This is a genomic window from Rhizobium sp. P1_C7, from assembly GCF_056406295.1.
Map to the genome: position 1 here is coordinate 25,211 of NZ_JBFUAL010000001.1, position 19,417 is coordinate 44,627.

At 61.0% G+C, this 19,417-nt stretch carries 22 protein-coding genes and 1 pseudogene; 10 read left to right on the plus strand and 13 right to left on the minus strand.

Translation table 11 applies throughout. The features are described 5' to 3' along the window. Nucleotides 1–8 precede the first annotated feature (8 nt). A complete protein-coding gene (locus AC1D2R_RS00125; protein ID WP_477963577.1) occupies nucleotides 9–1,589 on the minus strand; it encodes a peptide ABC transporter substrate-binding protein in 1,581 nt (526 codons plus the stop codon). A 202-nt stretch (nucleotides 1,590–1,791) separates the two neighbouring features. Here AC1D2R_RS00125 and AC1D2R_RS00130 point away from each other — a divergent pair, with 202 nt between their 5' ends. Then, nucleotides 1,792–2,250 (plus strand): GFA family protein, encoded by a 459-nt coding sequence (locus AC1D2R_RS00130; RefSeq protein ID WP_477963579.1) that lies wholly within the window; start codon nucleotides 1,792–1,794, stop codon nucleotides 2,248–2,250. Here the strand turns inward: AC1D2R_RS00130 and AC1D2R_RS00135 are convergent. From AC1D2R_RS00135 to lepA, 3 genes are read right to left on the minus strand one after another with little or no spacing between them, the layout of a single operon-like run. After that, the gene (locus tag AC1D2R_RS00135; RefSeq protein WP_477963581.1) at nucleotides 2,247–2,546 is read right to left on the minus strand and encodes a CcdB family protein; all 300 of its coding nucleotides are present in this window, start codon (nucleotides 2,544–2,546) and stop codon (nucleotides 2,247–2,249) included. The genes AC1D2R_RS00130 and AC1D2R_RS00135 overlap by 4 nt on opposite strands. Continuing rightward, entirely contained in the window at nucleotides 2,546–2,776 is a 231-nt protein-coding gene (locus tag AC1D2R_RS00140; RefSeq protein ID WP_477963583.1) for a type II toxin-antitoxin system CcdA family antitoxin, read from the minus strand. Before AC1D2R_RS00140 ends, AC1D2R_RS00135 begins: the two co-directional genes overlap by 1 nt. A gap of 57 nt (nucleotides 2,777–2,833) precedes the next feature. Beyond that, complete coding sequence (gene lepA / locus AC1D2R_RS00145; protein WP_477963585.1) at nucleotides 2,834–4,669, minus strand: translation elongation factor 4; 1,836 nt, start codon at nucleotides 4,667–4,669, stop codon at nucleotides 2,834–2,836. A 143-nt stretch (nucleotides 4,670–4,812) separates the two neighbouring features. Here lepA and AC1D2R_RS00150 point away from each other — a divergent pair, with 143 nt between their 5' ends. Both AC1D2R_RS00150 and AC1D2R_RS00155 read left to right on the plus strand, forming a co-directional pair. Then, complete coding sequence (locus AC1D2R_RS00150; RefSeq protein ID WP_477963587.1) at nucleotides 4,813–5,379, plus strand: helix-turn-helix domain-containing protein; 567 nt, start codon at nucleotides 4,813–4,815, stop codon at nucleotides 5,377–5,379. Between the two features lie 19 nt (nucleotides 5,380–5,398). After that, nucleotides 5,399–5,917, plus strand: coding sequence for a GNAT family N-acetyltransferase (locus AC1D2R_RS00155; protein ID WP_477963589.1), 519 nt, complete (start codon nucleotides 5,399–5,401; stop codon nucleotides 5,915–5,917). Nucleotides 5,918–5,923: 6 nt separating this feature from the next. Here the strand turns inward: AC1D2R_RS00155 and AC1D2R_RS00160 are convergent, their stop codons facing one another. Both AC1D2R_RS00160 and AC1D2R_RS00165 read right to left on the minus strand, forming a co-directional pair. After that, complete coding sequence (locus tag AC1D2R_RS00160) at nucleotides 5,924–6,391, minus strand: group III truncated hemoglobin (protein ID WP_477963591.1); 468 nt, start codon at nucleotides 6,389–6,391, stop codon at nucleotides 5,924–5,926. A 768-nt stretch (nucleotides 6,392–7,159) separates the two neighbouring features. Continuing rightward, entirely contained in the window at nucleotides 7,160–7,870 is a 711-nt protein-coding gene (locus tag AC1D2R_RS00165) for an LssY C-terminal domain-containing protein (RefSeq protein ID WP_477963593.1), read from the minus strand. Nucleotides 7,871–8,042: 172 nt separating this feature from the next. Between AC1D2R_RS00165 and recF the strand changes: the two genes are divergently transcribed. Genes recF through AC1D2R_RS00180 form a run of 3 tightly spaced genes read left to right on the plus strand, consistent with a single transcriptional unit; the run spans nucleotide 8,043 to nucleotide 10,458 of the window. Then, nucleotides 8,043–9,167: a DNA replication/repair protein RecF gene (recF, locus tag AC1D2R_RS00170; RefSeq protein ID WP_477963595.1), complete on the plus strand. Its 1,125-nt coding sequence runs from the start codon at nucleotides 8,043–8,045 to the stop codon at nucleotides 9,165–9,167. Beyond that, nucleotides 9,164–9,988, plus strand: coding sequence for a molybdopterin-synthase adenylyltransferase MoeB (locus tag AC1D2R_RS00175; protein ID WP_477963598.1), 825 nt, complete (start codon nucleotides 9,164–9,166; stop codon nucleotides 9,986–9,988). Before recF ends, AC1D2R_RS00175 begins: the two co-directional genes overlap by 4 nt. Then, a complete protein-coding gene (locus tag AC1D2R_RS00180) occupies nucleotides 9,985–10,458 on the plus strand; it encodes a GNAT family N-acetyltransferase (protein ID WP_477963600.1) in 474 nt (157 codons plus the stop codon). The genes AC1D2R_RS00175 and AC1D2R_RS00180 overlap by 4 nt, the downstream gene beginning before the upstream one ends. A gap of 24 nt (nucleotides 10,459–10,482) precedes the next feature. Here AC1D2R_RS00180 and AC1D2R_RS00185 read toward each other — a convergent pair whose 3' ends face one another. Next, nucleotides 10,483–11,484, minus strand: a complete 1,002-nt coding sequence (locus tag AC1D2R_RS00185; protein WP_477963602.1) for a 2-hydroxyacid dehydrogenase — start codon at nucleotides 11,482–11,484, stop codon at nucleotides 10,483–10,485. A 180-nt stretch (nucleotides 11,485–11,664) separates the two neighbouring features. Here AC1D2R_RS00185 and AC1D2R_RS00190 point away from each other — a divergent pair, with 180 nt between their 5' ends. Continuing rightward, on the plus strand, nucleotides 11,665–12,204 hold the full coding sequence (locus tag AC1D2R_RS00190) for an SH3 domain-containing protein (protein ID WP_477963604.1): 540 nt from the start codon (nucleotides 11,665–11,667) through the stop codon (nucleotides 12,202–12,204). Here the strand turns inward: AC1D2R_RS00190 and AC1D2R_RS00195 are convergent. Next, a complete protein-coding gene (locus tag AC1D2R_RS00195) occupies nucleotides 12,197–13,189 on the minus strand; it encodes an adenosine kinase (RefSeq protein ID WP_477963606.1) in 993 nt (330 codons plus the stop codon). The genes AC1D2R_RS00190 and AC1D2R_RS00195 overlap by 8 nt on opposite strands. Nucleotides 13,190–13,606: 417 nt before the next feature. Between AC1D2R_RS00195 and AC1D2R_RS00200 the strand changes: the two genes are divergently transcribed. Further along, nucleotides 13,607–14,554, plus strand: coding sequence for an AEC family transporter (locus tag AC1D2R_RS00200; RefSeq protein ID WP_477963608.1), 948 nt, complete (start codon nucleotides 13,607–13,609; stop codon nucleotides 14,552–14,554). A 38-nt stretch (nucleotides 14,555–14,592) separates the two neighbouring features. On the opposite strand, the pseudogene AC1D2R_RS00205 reads toward AC1D2R_RS00200, so the two are convergent. Continuing rightward, nucleotides 14,593–15,294 (minus strand): annotated as a pseudogene (locus AC1D2R_RS00205) (IS110 family transposase); the annotation flags it as partial. 256 nt (nucleotides 15,295–15,550) lie between these two features. Next, nucleotides 15,551–16,126, minus strand: coding sequence for a c-type cytochrome (locus AC1D2R_RS00210; protein WP_477963610.1), 576 nt, complete (start codon nucleotides 16,124–16,126; stop codon nucleotides 15,551–15,553). A 154-nt stretch (nucleotides 16,127–16,280) separates the two neighbouring features. On the opposite strand from AC1D2R_RS00210, the gene AC1D2R_RS00215 reads away from it, so the two are divergent. Together AC1D2R_RS00215 and AC1D2R_RS00220 are read left to right on the plus strand one after the other, a co-directional pair. Continuing rightward, complete coding sequence (locus tag AC1D2R_RS00215) at nucleotides 16,281–17,036, plus strand: 3-deoxy-manno-octulosonate cytidylyltransferase (RefSeq protein WP_477963612.1); 756 nt, start codon at nucleotides 16,281–16,283, stop codon at nucleotides 17,034–17,036. A gap of 10 nt (nucleotides 17,037–17,046) precedes the next feature. Next, a complete protein-coding gene (locus tag AC1D2R_RS00220; RefSeq protein ID WP_477963614.1) occupies nucleotides 17,047–17,910 on the plus strand; it encodes a prephenate dehydratase in 864 nt (287 codons plus the stop codon). Nucleotides 17,911–17,947: 37 nt separating this feature from the next. On the opposite strand, the gene AC1D2R_RS00225 is transcribed toward AC1D2R_RS00220, so the two are convergent. The 3 genes from AC1D2R_RS00225 to AC1D2R_RS00235 all read right to left on the minus strand — a co-directional run bounded on the left by AC1D2R_RS00225 (nucleotide 17,948) and on the right by AC1D2R_RS00235 (nucleotide 19,410). Continuing rightward, nucleotides 17,948–18,316 (minus strand): VOC family protein, encoded by a 369-nt coding sequence (locus tag AC1D2R_RS00225; RefSeq protein ID WP_477963616.1) that lies wholly within the window; start codon nucleotides 18,314–18,316, stop codon nucleotides 17,948–17,950. Nucleotides 18,317–18,429: 113 nt separating this feature from the next. Then, entirely contained in the window at nucleotides 18,430–18,651 is a 222-nt protein-coding gene (locus AC1D2R_RS00230; RefSeq protein WP_477963618.1) for a hypothetical protein, read from the minus strand. Between the two features lie 69 nt (nucleotides 18,652–18,720). Continuing rightward, on the minus strand, nucleotides 18,721–19,410 hold the full coding sequence (locus AC1D2R_RS00235) for a helix-turn-helix transcriptional regulator (RefSeq protein ID WP_477963620.1): 690 nt from the start codon (nucleotides 19,408–19,410) through the stop codon (nucleotides 18,721–18,723). Nucleotides 19,411–19,417: the final 7 nt, after the last annotated feature.

Sequence of the window (19,417 nt, forward strand, 5' to 3'; positions counted from 1 at the left end):
CGATATCCCTATTCTTTGACAGACAGCCAGCGCGTGCGATGGATGTCCTGAATATTGTCTTCGAAGCCCTGGACCTTCGGTGATACCACGTTTTTCGAGACGTAGTAGTAGAGCGGAATGGCGGCGCTGTCGTCGAGTGCCAGCTGTTCGGCCTGCTTGAATATCTCAGCGCGCTTCTTGAGGTCCGTCTGGGCGTTCGCTTCCTTGACGAGCTTGTCATAGTCCGCGTTGCTCCAGCGGCCGTAGTTCATGGATACGCCCGAGACCAGGAGGCCCAGGAAGTTGTCCGGGTCGTTGTAATCGGCGATCCAGCCAGCACGGCCGATTTCCACCTGGCCGCGTTGCATCTCGTCGTAGTGCACTTTGGTTTCGGTGTTGTAGAGTTCAACCTGGACACCGAGCGGCTTCCACATCGAGGCGATCGCGACCGCGACCCGCTTGTGGTTGTCGTTGGTGTTGTAGCGAAGCTGCGCCTTCAGCGGGTGGTCAGGACCGAAGCCGGCTTCCTTTAGGAGCTTCTTGGCCTCTTCGAGCCTTTCCTTGTAAGGCATGTCCTTCCAGCTGACATAGGCGGGCTCGCTGTAGTTCGCGGTGCCCGGAGGAACCCAGGAATAGGCCGGCAGTTCGCCGGTGCCGAGAATCTTCGGACCGATAACCTCACGGTTTACGGCCATGGAGAGCGCCTGGCGTACGCGCTTGTCGCTGAACGGCGGCTTCTGGGCGTTCAGCACGTAGTAGTAGCTGGCAAGGAACGGTGCGACATGCGCCTGGCCCGGCAGGTTCGTCTTCATCCATTCGTACTGGTCGGTCGGGAAGTCCGTCATGATGTCGAACTCGCCGGCACGGTAGCGCTTCAGTGCGGCTTCCTGGTCTTCCAGCGTGAAGAACTTGACGCCGTCAATCTTCAGATCTTTTACGTCATAATACTGGTCGTTCTTCACCGTGGTCACGGATGCGCCCGGGATCCATTCTGTCGGCTTGTAGGGGCCGTTGGTGACGATGTTGCCGATCTTGACCCAATCTTCGCCCTTGGCATCGACCACATGCTTCGGCAGCGGATAGGCGGTGTAATGCATCAGCGAATTGATGAAATAGGGGGTCGCGTTTTCAAGCGTGATCTCGAGTGTCTTGTTGTCGATCGCCTTGACGCCGAGCTGGCTGAAATCGGTGATCTCGCCCTTGTTGATCTTCTCCGCGTTCTTGATGGTGAATTGCAGGTAGGCGTATTCGGCGGCGTTCTTCGGATCAAGGAGGCGCTGGAAGGAGAAGACGAAGTCTTCTGCCGTCACCGGCTGCCCGTCGGACCACTTGATGCCGTCGCGAAGCTTGAAGGTATAGACCTTGCCGTCAGGCGAAACCGTCCAGCTCTCAGCCTGCGCCGGGATGGGATCGTCCTTCGGATCTTCCGTTACGAGGCCCTCGAAGATGTCACCCGCGATCCGGTTCTCGTAGTCGCTGGAGAGTTTCTGCGGATCGAGGGACTGGGGGTCGCCGCCATTGTGGATATTCAGTGTCGCCGCATGGGCCGAAACAGCCAGCAGTGAGCCAAATACTGCGGAGGCTAGAATTTTTTTCGTAAGAAAGCTCATGATGGAGGCCACCTTTCTAGGATTTTCGCCTTTTTTAGTCGTTTTTGTTCCCGTGTTTGACCTGTTACGTTCAGGTCAGAGCGCAAATTAACGGAAAGAAATGCCGTTGCAACCCCCTTCCATGTCGCGATTTGACACCAGCCTGTCGACTGGCAGATATTGGGTTGGAACTGGATATTGGGATTGAACGAGGGAAGGCGACATGAGTGAGCAAAACCTGCCTTGGGAGGGCGGGTGCCGGTGCGGCCAGGTGCGGCTGAAGATCACCGCCAAACCGTTGCTGACGATGGCCTGCCATTGCACGGGCTGCCAGAAGATGTCGTCCAGCGCTTATTCGCTGAGCGCTGCCATCCCTGCCGAAGGCTTTGAGGTGACGCACGGCGAGCCTGTCGTCGGCGGTCTGCATGGCCGCTCGCGCCACTATTTCTGCCCCTATTGCATGACCTGGATGTTCACCCGTCCGGAAGGCATGGATTGGTTCGTCAACCTGCGTCCGACGATGCTGGACGACCCCCGCTGGTTCACGCCCTTCATCGAGACCTGGACGAATGAGAAGCTGCCGTGCGCGCAAACCGGCGCCGTGCACAGCTACGAGGCGCTGCCGGAGCTGGACGCCTACGAGGGCTTGGTGAAGGCATACATGGCGCGGGCTTCGGGCTAGAAACCCTGAAACAGGAAATCCAGGGCTGCGGTGATCTCGTCGCTTCGCGGGGACAGGTCGGCGACGGCATCGCCGATTTCCCGGATCTGGACTGCTGCCATGCGTTGGGTCGCCATTGCATAAAGCCTCCCGTTAATGATGAAGCGCGGATTGAGGCGCAAGATCGACCACGACATATCTTCGGCGGCATAGAGCGGCGCCATCATGCGGGACGGCAGATCGCCAAGCAGATCCGCCTGGATATCCATCGCTAGAGTGTCGCCGGACTTCAATCGGTAGACCTGGAATCGGCCCATCAAAATTGCCGATATTTGGCAAACGGAAGGCCATTCTTCTCGACATACTCGTTTTCCAGCCTGATCGCCTCTGCGTTCTCCAGAAGCCACAAGCGTTCGCGCTCGCTCTTGATGGCGCGCTCGATGCCGTCTTCGGCGGCCCGGGAGATGTTGATGTTCAGTTCGCGCGCCTGCGACACGAGTGCGCTGTCGAGCGACAGGTTGGCGGCCTTGCGGGGGGAATGCGACATTGTCGATCTCCTGTTATGCGCAAATCATATGCGCATAACAGGAGAAAGAAAACGGGCTTACTCGTCGCTCATCTTCAGCGCTGCGATAAACGCTTCCTGCGGTATCTCCACCTTGCCGAACTGGCGCATGCGCTTCTTGCCGGCCTTCTGCTTGTCGAGCAGCTTGCGTTTGCGGCTGGCGTCGCCGCCGTAGCACTTCGCAGTCACGTCCTTGCGCATCGCCGAGATCGTTTCGCGGGCAATCACGTTACCGCCGATCGCCGCCTGGATCGGGATCTTGAACATATGCCGCGGGATCAGGTCCTTCAGCTTTTCGCACATGTCGCGGCCGCGCTTTTCGGCAGCCGAGCGGTGCACCAGCATCGACAGCGCATCGACCGGCTCGCCGTTGACCATGATCGACATCTTGACGAGGTTCCCCTCGCGATAGGTGTCGAGATGGTAGTCGAACGAGGCATAGCCCTTCGAGATGGACTTCAGGCGGTCATAGAAGTCGAATACAACTTCGTTGAGCGGCAGCTCGTAGGTCAGCATCGCGCGCTTGCCGACATAAGTGAGTTCCGTCTGGATGCCGCGGCGGTCCTGGCAGAGCTTGAGGATGCCGCCGAGATAATCGTCCGGCGTCAGAATCGTCGCCTTGATCCACGGTTCGTGGATTTCCGAGATCCGCACGACGTCAGGCATGTCGGCCGGATTGTGCAGCTCGCGCTCGGTACCGTCGGTCATGTGAAGCTTGTAGACGACCGAAGGCGCGGTCGCGATGAGGTCGAGGTCGAATTCGCGCTCGAGGCGCTCTTGGATGATTTCCAGATGCAGCAGGCCGAGGAAGCCGCAGCGGAAGCCGAAGCCGAGGGCGGCGGATGATTCCATTTCGAAGGAAAACGACGCGTCGTTGAGGCGCAGCTTGCCCATCGCGGCGCGCAGATCCTCGAAGTCGGCCGCATCGACCGGGAAGAGCCCGCAGAATACGACAGGCTGAGCCGGCTTGAATCCCGGCAACGCCTGCGCCGTCGGCTTCTTGTCTTCGGTGATCGTGTCGCCGACGCGGGTATCGGCCACTTCCTTAATCGAGCCGGTGAAGAAGCCGATCTCGCCCGGACCGAGGCTGTCGACAGCAAGCATCTTCGGCGTCAGCACGCCGACCCGCTCGACCTGATATTTTGCGTCTGTGCCCATCATGCGGATAGTCTGGCCCTTGGTCAGCACGCCGTCGATGATGCGCACGAGAACCATGACGCCGAGATAAGTGTCGTACCAGCTATCAACGAGTAGCGCTTTCAGCGGCCCGTTCTCGCCGGCGGGGCTTTTCGGCGACGGCAGCTGGTGCACGATCGCTTCGAGAACGTCGGGAATGCCGAGCCCGGTCTTGGCCGAGATCAGCACTGCCTGGGAAGCGTCGATGCCGATCACTTCCTCGATCTGTTCCTTGATTCTGTCCGGCTCGGCCGCCGGCAGGTCGATCTTGTTGAGAACTGTGACGATCTCATGGTTGTTGTCGATCGCCTGATAGACGTTGGCGAGCGTCTGCGCTTCCACGCCCTGGGAGGCGTCGACGACCAGCAGCGAGCCTTCGCAGGCCGACAGCGAGCGAGAGACTTCATAGGCGAAGTCAACGTGGCCGGGCGTGTCGATCAGGTTGAGGATGTAGGTCTCGCCGTTGTTGGCCTTGTAGTGCAGGCGAACGGTCTGCGCCTTGATCGTGATGCCGCGCTCGCGTTCGATATCCATCGAATCGAGCACCTGTTCCGACATGTCGCGCTCGGCAAGGCCGCCGGTCGACTGGATCAGACGGTCGGCAAGCGTCGATTTGCCGTGGTCGATATGGGCCACGATCGAGAAGTTGCGGATATGGTCAAGGGCGGTGCGGTTCGGATTGGTGCTCATGCGCGCCATATAGCAGCGCATCCCCTTGCCGCAAAGCGGAAAAGCAGGGTTTCGTTTACGATAAGCGGCTGCTCAGGCGGAGCACGAATTACGCTTGATTCCATTATAAGATCATGTATTTCTCTTATAATAGAATAGCGGCGGATCGAAAGATGGAACAGGAACTCGAGACGGGGATCGGCGCCCGCATCCGAAAACTCAGGATCGCAAAGAGCCTGACGCTGGACGACCTCGCCACGGCCTCCGGAGTTAGCCGGGCAATGATCTCGCGGATCGAACGCGGCGAGGCGAGCCCTACGGCCTCTCTGCTGGCGCGGGTCTGTGCGGCCCTCGGCCTTTCCCTTTCGGCCTTCTTTGCCGAAGAGGGAGAAGCCTCGCCGCTCTGCCGCCGTCAGGAACAGCAGGTTTGGCGCGACCCGGAAACCGGCTACCTCAGGCGCTCCGTCTCGCCCCCCGGCACCGCGTCGGATGTCGATATCGTTGATGTGGAATTCCCGGCCGGCGCCCGCATCGGCTTCCCGCCGCACGCGGCAAGCAGCGGCATGGCCCAGCATATCTGGCTCTTCGACGGCGAACTGGAGATGACGACAGGCGAAACGGTCTACCGGCTGCATCCCGGCGATTGCCTTTTCATGCCGGTTGCCGAGGGCCACGTTTTCCACAATCCCGGCAACAAACCGGCCCGCTACTGTGTCGTCCTCGACCGGCGCGGGCGCTAGCGCAATTCAGGAGAATCCCATGACGACCATCCGCCTTCTCGGTGCGGCAGAAGCCCGCGCGGCCATTCCCGATCTGTCCGACGTGCTGGCCGATTGCGTCAATGGCGGCGCGTCCGTCGGCTTCATGCAGCCCTTTGGCCTGGACGATGCCGAACCCTACTGGCATGGCGTTGCCGACGCCGTCAATGCGGGCGCGACCCTGCTTCTCGTGGCCGAGGTGGATGGAAACGTCGTCGGTACAGTGCAGGTCGGCGCCACGCAGATGCCCAACCAGCCGCATCGCGCCGACTTGAAGAAGCTTCTGGTCCATCGTTCCGCCCGTGGCAAGGGCCTCGCACGTCTGTTGATGGATGCAGCCGAGCGCGAGGCCGCCAGCCTCGGCAAGAGCATCCTGGTGCTCGACACTGCAACCGGCAGCGATGCCGAAATCATCTATCCGCGTCTCGGTTGGGAACGCGTCGGCGTCATTCCGGATTATGCGCTCTGGCCCGAAGGCGGCTTCTGCGCCTCCACCTTCTTCTACAAGCGCATCGCCTGAGTGGCCTCAGGCCGGCTTGCGTTGCGGGTCGTCGAGCGCGGGATTGTAGAAGAGCGACAGCGTCAGGCTCTTGGCGATCCGCTCCGCGGTTGCCATGAACCAGGCCTTAGCCTCAGCATTCGGCGCGATATCGTCGAGCGTCTGCGAAAACAGCGCCAGCCATTGCGGAAAGAGCGCCGGCGTCAAGTCGGCGACGCCGGTATGCGCCTGCACCGGCTTGCCGCCATAGGCGCCGCTTCGAAAGGCGACGGCCGACCAGAAGCTTTTCATTTTCGTCATGTGCTCCGGCCAGCGGCCGGAAAGCTTGGCGTCGAACACCGGACCGAGGGCAGGGTGCTTCAGCACCCGGCCGTAAAAAGTCTCGACCAGCCTGTCGATGAATGCCTCATCGACGCCCATCACCTTCATTTCGGCTTCGGCGCGTTCGCGAATGGCAGCCACATGCGCCGCCCGACCCTGTATCTCCGTATTCATCGTCCACTCCGGTATGCCGCTCATCGCGACCGCCTCACATATAGGCAGTCGATGCCGCTGGGTGAAGGCCGAAGCGACTGCTGAGACAACCGCAGAATGCGTCATTGCGTCGCCCGCAGCAGAACTTGCGTCATGTCGTTCCCTGCTCTTGTTGCGGGTTGGGGTCGACGACGCCGGGGGCCAACCGGCAAATCAGCGGCCGGAGAGCCTGACTGGCCGGAGTTTTCCTCGACGGCGCAGGCCCCACCTCCCTCAGTCTGGGACAAGGACTGAGGGAGGTGAATGTTCCGGAACGAGGGGATGATGACGCGGTGGCGGTTGTGCAAAATCAGCCACTTACGCGAAATCCCATCCCCGTTTTCCCCACTCCCCGAAGCTGTCCCTAAAATCTCCATGTCCCGTCGTCGGATACACTGCAAGGCGTCGCGGCGAGTCGGGATCGGCGCTGGGTGTGAGGAAACCACGCATGCTCTCCCATCCGGGGTTCGCATAAATTGGTCTCCCTCTGGAAATGGAGGCAAGCGCGAAGGCTCAGCTTCGCTCCGGGCGTGCCTGTGTGGCACACAAACCCCTTCGTCAATGAGGAGAGGACGCACGGGGCGCTGGCAGCGCGATATACTATATTCCTACGCGGCAGTTTCCAGCGCCCGTCCGCGAGTGAGCAGGCATGGTCAAACCACGGGTGTGTGCCGCGTGACGGTCATGGCGCGTCTGTCGAAAGTCCGGACACGAAACCGACCTTCGACGCATTGCTGGTCAGTCCTTCCGCTATCGATCCGCGCCGCGAAGCACGCCGACCAACGCCCTCCCATCGGTAAAATAGGGATCGCCTCCACCGTTGCGGCCGGTTTTCGTGGCGCCGATACCCGCGATCTCGTAGGTCGACGAGAGCTGCCCGGCCTTGAGAAGGTCGCCTATCGTCAAATCCCGCTCCGCATCGACATCGGGTCCGATGTGATGTGTGATCTGGCCGGTATCGTGGCTGAATCCCACCCCGCGGTCAAAGCTCGCTGAGCCGAGCCACAGCGGACGCCCGTCCGTACCGGCCTTTGGGGTCAGCCAGAAACGCACGTGGTTACGCTCGTCGGCGCTTTTGCCGACGGGCTTTTCAAATGCCAGATCCTGCTTGCGACCCTCAAACAGCAGCGGGCTCACCGGCGCGTCGAGGTCGGGCCGGTCAAGCACGACGCTCAATCCGATTTCGACCGATGTGCGCATGGTGATTTTATCGGCCGGATCCCACCCCGCTGCCGCAAATGCCCGGATCACTTCTTCCTTAGAGCCGACGAGACCGACATTGATCGGGTCTCCGGGAATGCCCTGCTCGGTGAGCGTGACCATTTTGCCAAAGTCGGCAACGCGGCTGGCGTCCCGAAGAATCCATATTTCCGGAACGATGAAATAGGCGGCAAACAGATAGGCAACCAGCAGTGCCGCCATGCCGCTTATCGCCATCCGCGTTTTCGTGCGGTGTCTCATCCAGGTTCGAGTCGCCTCCCGTCTCATGGGCGCTTATATCACACTCTCTCCGGTTGATCGTCCAAATTACAAAGAGAGGCACCCCGCCAACGTCCGCATCGGCAAGGGTGCCGGCCCTTGCCATCGTAGCCCGTTGCGCTTAGCTCTCAGCCGTCACGAATCCGGATATCGCATGCCGCACAAGGTTACCATTTCCCGCCTCAAGCTCACCGATTTCCGCAACTATGCGGCCGCGGCATTGTCTCTTGATGGCCGGCATCTCGTGCTGACCGGTGACAATGGCGCCGGCAAGACCAATCTCATGGAAGCGGTCTCGTTCCTGTCGCCCGGTCGCGGCATGCGGCGTGCCACCTACGGCGATGTCACCCGCGTCGGTGCGACCGCCGGCTTCTCAATCTTTGCAGACCTCGATGGCATGGAGGGGGAAGTCGAGATCGGCACCGGGGTCGACACAAGCGACCACACGGCCTCGCGCCGGCTGCGCATCAACGGGACGCCTGCCAGGACCGCCGACGAACTCACCGATCACCTGCGCCTGCTCTGGCTGACGCCTTCAATGGACGGGCTCTTTACCGGCGGCTCGTCCGAGCGGCGTCGCTTTCTCGATCGCCTCGTGCTGTCGCTAGATCCAGCCCACGGCCGCCGCGCCAGCGATTTCGAACGTGCTATGCGCAGTCGCAACAAGCTTCTCGACGAGCGCCGGTTCGATCCGTCCTGGCTCTCCGGCATCGAGGAGCAGATGGCAAGCCTTGGCATCGCCATGGCGCTGGCGCGCCAGGAAATGCTGGGACTTCTGAGCCGCCTTATCGAGGGAACGCGCGAAACCTCGCCCTTTCCCTCGGCATCGCTCGAGCTTGCCGGCTTCATGGACGGGCAGTTCAGCCGCCCGGCCGTCGATCTCGAAGACGACTATGCCGCGATGCTCGCCGAAAGCCGCCATCGCGACGCCGCCGCCGGCCGCACGCTCGACGGTCCGCACCGCGCCGACCTCCTGGTGCGCCACCGCGACAAGCAGATGGAAGCTGCGCGCTGTTCGACCGGCGAACAGAAGGCGTTGCTCGTCGGGCTGATCCTTGCGCATGCCCGGCTGGTCGGCAATCTCACAGGCCACGCGCCCATACTTCTGCTCGATGAGATCGCAGCCCATCTCGACGAAGGGCGGCGCGCGGCGCTGTTCGACCTGATCGATGCCTTGGGTGGCCAGGCCTTCATGACCGGGACGGACCGGTCGATGTTTTCGGCGCTCGGGGACCGGGCGCGGTTCTTGACCGTTGCCAATGGAAGGGTTTTCGAATGACGGTTGACGCTTTCCCCCCTGGCGGAGGCCATGGTAGCATCAAGCCCATGGAACCCTTGAGCCCGGAAGAAATCGCCAGATACCAGCGACATATCCTGCTTCCCGAAATCGGCGGGGCGGGGCAGCAGAAACTGAAGGCGGCGCGCGTCCTGGTTATCGGCGCGGGCGGTATCGGCGCGCCGATCCTGCAATATCTTGCAGCCGTGGGCGTCGGCACGCTTGGTATTGCCGACGACGACCTTGTGTCGCTTTCCAATCTGCAGCGTCAGGTCATCCATGATTCCGGCACGATAGGCGAGCTGAAGACTGAGAGCGCTGCCTTCGCGATTGCAAGGCTCAATCCGCATGTGAAGGTGATCCGTTTCGAGGAGCGCTTCACTGCGGAGTCGGCGCGGCGTCATCTCTCCGGTTTCGACCTTCTGATTGACGGGTCCGACAATTTCGACACGCGCTACACGGCGGCCGATGCAGCGGAAACCGCGCGAATCCCGCTTGTCACGGGCGCAGTCGGCCGCTTTGATGGTTCCGTAACGGTTCTGAAGCCATACGAGACCGGCACCGATGGTGCCGAGAACCCCACCTACCGCGATCTCTTTCCCGAAAAGCCGCCTGCCGGCCTCATTCCGGTCTGCGCCGAAACCGGCATCATTGGCGCGCTGACCGGCGTCATCGGTACGTTGATGGCGATGGAGGCGATCAAGCTGGTCACCGGCACCGGCGAGCCCCTCGTAGGTCGGCTGCTGCTCTATGACGCCTTGTCGGCCCGCTTCGATACGATCCGCTACAAGAGGCGGCGCCCGAGGCAGAGCCAGGCATCATGAAAATTAGTCGCTTGGATAAGGGCTTCGACCGTTGGCAGGAGCTGCTTACGCTGATCCGGTCCTCCTTCGCTTATATGAACGGCCGGATCGATCCGCCGTCCTCCGCACTCGACCTGACGGCGGCCTCGCTTGCCCGGAGAGCGGAAGCGGAGATCATCCATATTGTCCTTGAAGGCGAAGCGCTGGTGGGTTGCGTCTTCCTGCGGCCGGAAACCGATTGTCTCTATATCGGCAAACTGGCGATTGCGCGGGACGCTCAGGGTAGAGGTATCGGCCGAGAACTGCTGGCGGTCGCGGAAGAGACGGCGCGATCACTCGCCTTGCCTGCTCTCAGGCTGGAAACGCGCATCGAGCTCATTGAAAACCACGCCGTTTTTTCCCGGTGGGGCTTTTCGAAGACTGCGGAAAATGCGCATCTGGGCTTCGTCAGGACGACATCGATCGAGATGCGCAAATCGCTGGCGGCATAGGCCAATTCCAGCAAAGTGCGTACTCTAGCGACCCGGCAGCACCCGGTTTGGCGGACGGTGACCGTCAATGAAGGTGCGGATATTGATGATCACCTTGTCGCCCATGTCGATGCGGCCCTCGATCGTCGCCGAGCTCATATGCGGCAGAAGCACCACCTTGCCCTCGTTCGCGAGCTTGATCAGCTTCGGATTGACGGCCGGCTCGTTCTCGAACACATCGAGGCCTGCGCCGGCCAGCTTGCCTTCCCTGAGACTTTTGATAAGCGCCGCCTCATCGATCACGTCTCCGCGCGCCGTATTCACCAGATAGGCCGTCGGCTGCAGCAGCGCGAGGCGCCGGGCGGACAGCAGATGAAAAGTGGCCGGCGTTGAAGGGCAGTTCACCGAGACGATGTCGACGCGGGCGAGCATCTGGTCGAGGCTCTCCCAATAGGTCGCTTCCAGTTGGTCTTCCGTCGCCGGGCTGACCCGTTTGCGATTGTGGTAGTGGATCGCCAGCCCGAACGCCTTGGCGCGCCGCGCAACCGCCGTGCCGATACGCCCCATGCCCACGATGCCTATCCGCTTGCCGTGAATGCGGCGCCCGAGCATCCAGGTCGGTGACCATCCGGCCCATTCACCGGGTTTGTCCGTCAGCACCCGCGCACCTTCGCCAAGCCGGCGCGGCACCGCGAGTATGAGCGCCATGGTCATGTCCGCGGTATCCTCGGTCAGCACGTTCGGCGTGTTGGTGACCGTTATTCCCTTGCGGGCGGCGGCCTCGACATCGATGTGGTCGGTGCCGTTCGAGAAACTGGCGATCAGCTTCAGCTGCGATCCGGCTTGCTCGATCAGCGTTGCGTCGATGCGGTCGGTGACGGTGGGAACCAACACGTCGGCCGATTTCATCGCCGCGACAAGTTCCGCGGCCGTGCGCGGTGTGTCATCGATGTTAAGCTCCGCATCGAAGAGTTCGCGCATGCGTGTTTCGACCGCATCCGGCAGTTTGCGTGTGATGTAGACCTTCGGTTTTTTCTTCGTCGTCATGTCCGCCGGAGCTGCCTTGTTTAGAGGTCCTTAACCAAGACGCGGGATAATTTCCCCGTTCCGGGCAATTTCTACCAGACCCGCGCGCGAAGACAAACAAAACTCGTTGAGCGTGCGGACGAATCCAGGTCCGAACATCAGGCAGCAGAAATGCCTTGAATTTGAGCGAACGGAAGTCCCATGCGCAGCACAGTCCTGAAATCATGCCTCGCTCTTGCGATCGGTTTCGTGCTTTCGGCGGGTACCGCCGAATTGAGTTTCGCTCAGGCCGCAAAGGGGCCGAGCGGCCTCCCGTTGCCGCGCTTCGTCACGTTGAAGTCCAAGCGCGTGAACCTTCGCATCGGTCCAGGCACGGACTTTGCGGCATCCTGGATGTACCTGAAGGCGGGCCTGCCGGTCGAAATCATTCAGGAATACGACAACTGGCGGCAGATCCGCGATGCCGATGGAACCTCGGGTTGGGTCAACCAGTCGCTGCTGTCCGGTTCGCGCGCAGCCATTGCCGCGCCATGGATGAAGGGCAAGGGCAAGGGCGTCTTCGTCAACATGCGGCGCGAGGCCCTGCCGTCTTCGACGGTGGTCGCCAAGCTGGAACCGGGCGTCATGATGAACATTGGCGAGTGCAACGGTGACTGGTGTTTTGCCAAGACCGACGGCGCCGAAGGTTGGGTGGCCCAGTCGGAAGTCTGGGGTGCCTATCCCGGCGAGGCCTTCAAGTAAGGCTCGCCTGTTTCCCGGCATCGGCCAGCGACTTCATAGGCCGTGGTCCGATCTGCTGGATGACGATACCGGCGGCGAGGCAGCCGAGCTTGCCGCAATCCTCCAGTGTCCGGCCCTGCGTATAGCCATAGAGGAAGCCGGCGGCGAACAGGTCGCCCGCCCCTGTCGTATCGACCAGTTCCCTGATTTCGATGGCATCGACGTAGAAGCGCTCCGTCCCCTTGATAATCACTGCACCGTCTTCGCTCATTGTCACGGCCGCGATCTTGCAGTCCTTGGCGATCCTGGTGAGGGCTTCCTCGAAATCGTCGGTTTCATAGAGCGCCAGCGCTTCCTGCCGGTTGGCAAAGACGATATCGACGGTACCTGACCGCATCAGGTCCAGAAACTCGCCGCGGTAACGGCCGACGCAGAAGCTGTCCGAAAGCGTCATGGACATCTCGCGGCCATTCTCATGGGCGATGCGGGCGCAGTCGCGAATGGCTTCCTTGGCGCGCGGCGGATCCCAGAGGTAGCCCTCGAAATATGTAACCTTGGACTGCGCCACGACATCCGGCTCGACATCTTCCGGGCCGAGTTCGACGCAGGCGCCGAGATAGGTGTTCATCGAGCGTTCGCCGTCTTCCGTGACAAAGATCATAGAGCGCGCGGTCGGCGGAATGGTGCCCTTGGCCCGGGTCTGGTAGTGAACGCCCTGAGCCCGGATGTCGTGCGCAAAGATCTCGCCCAGCTGATCCTCGGCCACCTTGCCGAAATAAGCCGCCTTGCCGCCGAAGCTCGCAATCCCGGCTGCGGTGTTGCCGGCGCTGCCGCCGGATGCTTCAAGCGCCGGACCCATATGCGCGTAAAGAAGCTCCGCGCGCTCGGCATCGATGAGGTTCATTGCCGCCTTGGTGATCTTGTGATCAATGAGGAACTGGTCGTCGCAACGCGCAATGATATCGACGATGGCGTTGCCGACAGTCAGAACATCGAATTTGGTCATGAAAGGGGAGGTCCCGATTATTGGTGATAGCCGGTAGTCGGTCTTAGTGGATTTTCGTCGGATGGAAAGAAGAAATCCCACTCCTGCCGCTCATCCTTTCGCAAAAATGCCCGGACGACGTCATTCCCCTGTCATTTTCTCTGACTATAAGCAGCGTCAACGAGATTGGCATGAGCGGCTTACGAACTGCTGCCAATACTGAAGGGAATGATTCCCTTCGACGATACCGGAGCGACGCTGACCACGGATGAACTGGCAGCATTGCCGACCGGCTATCCGGCAGGACCCGGATGCGGAAAAGCGGGCATGGCCCGCTTTTTTTGTCGTCGCCACAAGGCGTTGCGCCATTCACGTTTGTCACCGTCGCCGATTTGCTGCTAGACCTTTGCCATCCGCATGCAAAGGCAGCCCTTCCTGATGTCAGCCATCATTTTCGACGTCCTCCCCATCTTCGTCATGATCCTGATCGGCTGGCTGATCGTCAAGGCGGGACTGATGAAGGCAGAGATCGGCGACGCGCTTAGCGAATTCGTCTTCAAGGTTGCTGTTCCCCTGCTGCTTTTCCGGACGATCGCGGAGGCCGATTTTCACGGCGCATCGCCGTTTCGTTTGTGGATCGCCTATTTCTCCGGGGTAGCCGTGACCTGGTCTGCGGCACATGTCGCCGCAACCCGGATCTTTCGCCGTGACGATCGCATCGGCGTTCTGGCCGGCGTATCGTCGGCTTTCGCCAACACCATCTTCATCGGCCTTCCGCTGGTGCAGCGCACCGTGGGCGACAAGGGACTTGTGCCGCTTTCCATTCTGATCGCGGTTCATCTGCCTGTCATGATGATCGTCGGCACGATCCTGATGGAGCGCGCCGAGCACAAGATCGCTGGCGGACAGGAGCGCAGTGTCGTCAGGTTGATTCGCCAGATCGCCCAGAATCTCATCCACAATCCGCTGGTGATCGGCCTTGCGGGAGGTGCCGTCATGCATCTCTTGGGCCTCCAAATGCCGGGACCGGTCGAGATGATCGTCGATCAGATCGCCGGCGTGGCCGGTCCCGTCGCGCTCATTTCTCTTGGCATGGCGCTCCAGAAGTATGGCATCTCGGGCAATGTCGGCATTGCCAGCGTCACATCCGCGTTCAAGCTTCTGCTGCTGCCGGCTTGCGTCTGGACCGCCAGTCATCTGGTTGGGCTCGCGAGCGACTGGACGGCGGCGCTGGTGTTGATCTCGGCGGTGCCGACCGGCGTCAACGCCTGGCTCATTGCCAATCGCTTCGGTGTCGGACACAGCCTGGCAGCCTCGACGATAACGGTGACCACAGCGCTTGGCGCCATCTCGGTGTCGTTCTGGGCCTACCTTCTCGGCGCATAGCCAAACAAAAAAGCAACGGTGTTACGGGTCAAGCACTGTTTTCCGTTTGCTCTGAGTTTTGTGTAGAAAGCCTTGATATTGGGGTCGAAGCGAATGGCTGGCAGAGCGGCGATATACAGCGCGTCTCGAACCGGCTGTCGTCCTCCCGCGATCATGCGCTTGCCTCGCATCAGCCCACTGTCTCAGTTGAGTGGCGCGACACCGACCAGTTCGGCTTTGGCTGACAAGGTTGCATCCGATGCAAGACAGGCCGTCATAGCGTCGACCACGGCCTGCCGTTGGCTGAGCAAGAACTGCAGCGTCTGCTCGATCCAATTCCTCGTCCGATCGTTAAGCTTTTCCCTGCGGTTCTTCCTGGACGATCATGTGCGACAATTGCTTGTAGCGTGTCACCAGCTCGGTCAGTTCGACTTGCTCGACGCTGGGCCGGCAAAGCAGGCGTGTCTCCATGCGCCGGCCATAGTCGGCCAGAATGAAGGCGTCGATCCTGTCGGTCTTGGAAAGCTGGCCGCCGGCGCGCGCGAACTGCCTGATTTGCTTGGCGTTGACGCCCGCGACGGGCAGGCCCGCCGCCTGCAGCGCTTCCACGACGCGACGTTTGTAGCCACCGGTCGGCTCCAGAACGAGGCGGTTGATATCGTCGGAAGCCGCAAGAAAGGCGATCATTTCGGCAACGCCCGGCAGATGTCAAAAGATGATTTCGATATGTCGATGCCGACAAAACGGCTAGTATAAGTCATGAGGCTGGTCTCCCTTATACGCGAGCGTCACGCTCTCTCAACGGTTCGGCGAAGCCTCGAAATGCGCAGAGGGTTCTGCTTATTTACGAACGAAAGTTCGGGGCCGGAAGGCCCAACCGCGTAGCGCAACGCCATTGGGGTGTTGCAACCACACCAATGACAAACGAGGCCGGAACATCATTACAATGTTCCGGCCTCAAATGTTTAAGCCCGGCTTGCTGCCGGGCTTCGATCGTCATCAGGAGACTGTGAGCCGTTACTGCGTTGCCGAATCAGGCGCGTTCGGGTCTGGCAGCGGAACAGGCGAATCGGCCAGCGTGTGCAGATACAGGATGACGTTGGCGCGATCGGTATCCTTCGGCAGACCGGCAAAGCCCATCGCCGTGCCGGCAACGTACTTCTTCGGCGCTGCCAGGAAATGGTTCAGGTGGTCGAATGTCCACTTCTCGCTGCCGCCTTTGGAGAAGTCCTTCATGGCGGAGGAATAGGCGAAGCCCTCATGCGTGGCGATCGGGCGGTCGACGGCACCAAAGAGGTTCGGGCCAACCTTGTTGGGCCCTCCCTTGGTGGCGTCATGACAGGCCTGACACTTCTTGAATACGGTCTCGCCAGCCTTGGCGTCGGCCTTGGCAAGCAATTGTGCGATCGGAACAGCGGCAGCGGGTGCTGCCTCGCTGCCACCGGCAGCGGATGCCTCTTCGGCAACGATTGCGAAACCTTCCTTCTCCGGCGACTCGGAATGAAAGATTCCCTCCGACGCGATGGAGACCGACATCAGAACGAAAATCGTTCCGAGCAGCGCCCCCACTGCCGTATTCACGTAAGAATTCATCTGCAATGCTCCCCTCGCAGCCGGCAGACATAAAACCGGACCATCTTGAAATCGCGCGGAACCTATGTCTTTTGGCTTTTTGTTGCAACAGTCTAAATGGTCTACTGCGTGAGACTTTTTGACACTTTTCCGCCCGGATTTGAAGGCCCGAACAATGACCAGTCCAAATTTAGACAACGTGCTCGTCCTCATTCCGGCGCGCATGGCCTCGACCCGACTTCCGGGCAAGCCGCTCGCCGATATCTGCGGCCTGCCGATGATTGTCCAGGTCGCGCTGAGGGCCAGAGATGCGGCTCTCGGACGCGTGGTCGTGGCAGTGGACGACCAGCAGGTCTTCGACGTGGTGTCGCAAGCCGGCTTCGAAGTCGTCATGACCCGCAAGGATCATCAGTCCGGGTCGGACCGAATCTACGAAGCGCTTCAGAAAGTGGATCCCGAGGGCCGCGCGAAGTTCATCGTCAATGTTCAGGGCGATCTGCCGACGATCGAGCCCGAAACAGTCCGCGCGGCGTTGCGTCCCCTGGAAGACGAGACGGTCGATATCGCGACGCTGACCATCGAAATCGAGGACGAAGCGGACAAGACCGCCCCCCAGATCGTCAAGGTTATCGGCTCGCCGCTCTCCGAAACCCGTCTGCGGGCGCTGTATTTCACCAGAGCGACGGCACCCTGGGGCAATGGCCCGCTCTACCACCATATCGGCCTCTACGCCTACCGTCGGTCCGCCCTCGAGCGCTTCGTCTCGCTCGGTCCGTCCGCTCTCGAAATGCGCGAATCGCTGGAACAGCTGCGGGCGCTGGAGGCCGGCATGCGGATCGATGTTGAGATCGTTGACACGGTTCCGCTCGGTGTCGATACTCCGGCCGACCTTGAAAAGGCGCGGCGCATTCTTTCCGCACAATCGAACTGACGGATCTCCTATGAACATCAAGACCAACAGGATCGCCTTCCAGGGCGAGTTCGGCGCGAATTCGGACATGGCATGCCGCGACATGTTTCCGACCATGGAGCCGCTGCCCTGCCAGACGTTCGAAGATGCATTCGTGGCCGTCGAGAACGGCGAGACCGACCTTGGCATGATCCCGATCGAGAACACCATCGCCGGCCGCGTCGCAGACATTCATCACCTGCTGCCCGAATCGCGCCTGCACATCATTGGCGAGTATTTCATGCCGATCCGCTTCCAGTTGATGGTGCTGCCGGGCGTCACGACGGACGAGATCCGCACGGTCCACAGCCACATCCACGCGCTTGGCCAATGCCGCAAGATCGTTCGCGCCAACGGCTGGAAGGCCGTCGTTGCCGGCGACACGGCAGGCGCCGCAAAGCTCGTCAAGGAAACCGGCGACCGCACGATGGCAGCGCTTGCTCCGCGCCTTGCCGCCGAACTTTATGGCCTCGATATCGTCGCCGAGAATGTCGAAGATACGGAGAACAACGTGACCCGCTTCGTGGTCCTGTCGCAGGACGAGGAGTGGGCGCACCGTGATTCCGAAGAGGAAAAGCTCGTCACCACCTTCGTCTTCAACGTCCGAAATATCCCGGCCGCCCTCTACAAGGCGCTTGGGGGCTTCGCGACCAACGGCATCAACATGACAAAGCTGGAGAGCTACCAGCTTGGCGGAAAATTCGTAGCCACGCAGTTTTATGCCGACATTGAAGGTCATCCGAACGATGCCAACGTCCGGCGCGCGCTGGAAGAACTGCGGTTCTTCTCGGAGAAGGTCCGCATCCTGGGCGTCTACAAGGGCCATCCGATGCGCGGCCATCTGCAGAAGTCATGAAAAAGGGCGCCACGATCGGCGCCCTTTTTGCTGCGGCTTACTTGTCCGGCTCGCAGACGCGCAGCCGGTGGCCGTCCGGATCGAGGACGACGAAGGTCGGACCAAAGTCCATGACCGTCAAATCCTGCGCGATGGGCAGTCGCCGCTGGCGCCAATCGTCGTAGACCGCAGCCACGCCCTTTTCTCCGGGAACCATGAAGGCGATTTCCGCCCGGCTTCCAATGGCGGAGGGCTGTGGCTCGACCTTGCTCAGGCGCCAAAGCCCGAGCGTGAAGCCACCGTCCAGCGCGAAGGCCACGAAATTAGGAGCGGCAGCCACGGGTTCACGGCCCAGCAGGTTCTGGTAGAAGGCGGCGCTTTCGGCCGGATCCTTGACGTAGAGGATTATCAGGTTTGGGCTGTTCATTTCGTGGTCCCTCGGTCTTTTGGATGATGTGCGCGCCACCGGCCGACCTGCCAATCTATGGCAGTATCGTTAGCGCTTGGCCGTTTTTTGAAGTGGTGGGTCTATCCGCGAGGCTATTGCTCGCAGTGCGGGTTTCTGCAATCAGCGAACCCGAGGTCGCGCTTCATGTAGTCGGACATGGAGTCGAGATTGAGCCGCGGATAGCCGGTCCGTACCATTCGGCGGGATGCGTCAAGCATCATGCGCAACATCAGAGACTGCGGCCCCGCATAGCCCTGGTTTTCCTCGACAAGTCGGTTGTCGCACGTCGATTGGGAGACGTTTAGGCGTGCCATGATCGGGTCCTCCTGTTTGGGTTGGTCCCGATAATAGCGAAGGCTGCTGTCAGTTTATGGCAGTAGCCTCTAGGTCTCGGATGGAATGTCTTGCTGGTCGCGCCATTCCTTGAGAAGCACAGCGCGCCGGCGCGGATAGCGTACCTCCTGAGATGCCATTTCAACGATACGGTCGGTGCGAAAATGGCGGTAGTCCTGCCGAAGTTCGCACCAGGCCACCATCACGCGCACATGCTCGAAATAGCTGAGCGCGAATGGCCAGACCTTGCGGACGGACGCACGACCGCGCTCGTCCGTGTAGGTCAGTTTGAGAATGCGCTCGGTGCGAATCGCCTTGCGAATGACCTCGAGATCCGCCCTGTCGGGGACCGGCGGGCGCAGGTGCACGAGGAGCGTCGAGGTTTCGATTTCGTCGCGCATGTCGCGCGGCAGCACATCCGCAATCTTGGCCAATGCATCGGCACCGGCCGCCGCAAGCCGCGGATCGGCAGCTCTCGCCACCCAGCGCGACCCAAGGACCAGGGCCTCGAGCTCGTCTTGCGAAAACATCATCGGTGGCAGCATGAAGCCGGGCCTCAGGATGTAGCCGAGGCCTGCCTCGCCTTCGATCTGAGCGCCTTGCGCCTGAAGGCTCGCAATGTCCCGGTAGAGCGTGCGGATGCTGACGCCTGTTTCTTCCGCCAGAACGGCGCCGCTGACCGGACGGCGGTAGCGCCGCAATGTCTGCAACAATGTCAGCAGGCGTTCAGAGCGTGCCATGGCACGG

Excerpts from the sequence above, each read along its gene's own strand:
- AC1D2R_RS00180 (WP_477963600.1), top strand. The coding sequence starts at position 9,985 with ATGAAAATTAGTCGCTTGGATAAGGGCTTCGACCGTTGGCAGGAGCTG.
- AC1D2R_RS00125 (WP_477963577.1), bottom strand. The coding sequence starts at position 1,589 with ATGAGCTTTCTTACGAAAAAAATTCTAGCCTCCGCAGTATTTGGCTCA.
- AC1D2R_RS00230 (WP_477963618.1), bottom strand. The coding sequence starts at position 18,651 with ATGGCACGCCTAAACGTCTCCCAATCGACGTGCGACAACCGACTTGTC.
- AC1D2R_RS00135 (WP_477963581.1), bottom strand. The coding sequence starts at position 2,546 with ATGGGCCGATTCCAGGTCTACCGATTGAAGTCCGGCGACACTCTAGCG.
- AC1D2R_RS00210 (WP_477963610.1), bottom strand. The coding sequence starts at position 16,126 with ATGAATTCTTACGTGAATACGGCAGTGGGGGCGCTGCTCGGAACGATT.
- AC1D2R_RS00150 (WP_477963587.1), top strand. The coding sequence starts at position 4,813 with ATGGAACAGGAACTCGAGACGGGGATCGGCGCCCGCATCCGAAAACTC.
- AC1D2R_RS00130 (WP_477963579.1), top strand. The coding sequence starts at position 1,792 with ATGAGTGAGCAAAACCTGCCTTGGGAGGGCGGGTGCCGGTGCGGCCAG.
- AC1D2R_RS00235 (WP_477963620.1), bottom strand. The coding sequence starts at position 19,410 with ATGGCACGCTCTGAACGCCTGCTGACATTGTTGCAGACATTGCGGCGC.
- AC1D2R_RS00140 (WP_477963583.1), bottom strand. The coding sequence starts at position 2,776 with ATGTCGCATTCCCCCCGCAAGGCCGCCAACCTGTCGCTCGACAGCGCA.
- recF (WP_477963595.1), top strand. The coding sequence starts at position 8,043 with ATGCCGCACAAGGTTACCATTTCCCGCCTCAAGCTCACCGATTTCCGC.
- AC1D2R_RS00185 (WP_477963602.1), bottom strand. The coding sequence starts at position 11,484 with ATGACGACGAAGAAAAAACCGAAGGTCTACATCACACGCAAACTGCCG.
- AC1D2R_RS00165 (WP_477963593.1), bottom strand. The coding sequence starts at position 7,870 with ATGAGACACCGCACGAAAACGCGGATGGCGATAAGCGGCATGGCGGCA.
- AC1D2R_RS00155 (WP_477963589.1), top strand. The coding sequence starts at position 5,399 with ATGACGACCATCCGCCTTCTCGGTGCGGCAGAAGCCCGCGCGGCCATT.
- AC1D2R_RS00200 (WP_477963608.1), top strand. The coding sequence starts at position 13,607 with ATGTCAGCCATCATTTTCGACGTCCTCCCCATCTTCGTCATGATCCTG.
- AC1D2R_RS00220 (WP_477963614.1), top strand. The coding sequence starts at position 17,047 with ATGAACATCAAGACCAACAGGATCGCCTTCCAGGGCGAGTTCGGCGCG.
- AC1D2R_RS00175 (WP_477963598.1), top strand. The coding sequence starts at position 9,164 with ATGACGGTTGACGCTTTCCCCCCTGGCGGAGGCCATGGTAGCATCAAG.
- AC1D2R_RS00215 (WP_477963612.1), top strand. The coding sequence starts at position 16,281 with ATGACCAGTCCAAATTTAGACAACGTGCTCGTCCTCATTCCGGCGCGC.
- lepA (WP_477963585.1), bottom strand. The coding sequence starts at position 4,669 with ATGGCGCGCATGAGCACCAATCCGAACCGCACCGCCCTTGACCATATC.
- AC1D2R_RS00190 (WP_477963604.1), top strand. The coding sequence starts at position 11,665 with ATGCGCAGCACAGTCCTGAAATCATGCCTCGCTCTTGCGATCGGTTTC.
- AC1D2R_RS00160 (WP_477963591.1), bottom strand. The coding sequence starts at position 6,391 with ATGAATACGGAGATACAGGGTCGGGCGGCGCATGTGGCTGCCATTCGC.
- AC1D2R_RS00225 (WP_477963616.1), bottom strand. The coding sequence starts at position 18,316 with ATGAACAGCCCAAACCTGATAATCCTCTACGTCAAGGATCCGGCCGAA.
- AC1D2R_RS00195 (WP_477963606.1), bottom strand. The coding sequence starts at position 13,189 with ATGACCAAATTCGATGTTCTGACTGTCGGCAACGCCATCGTCGATATC.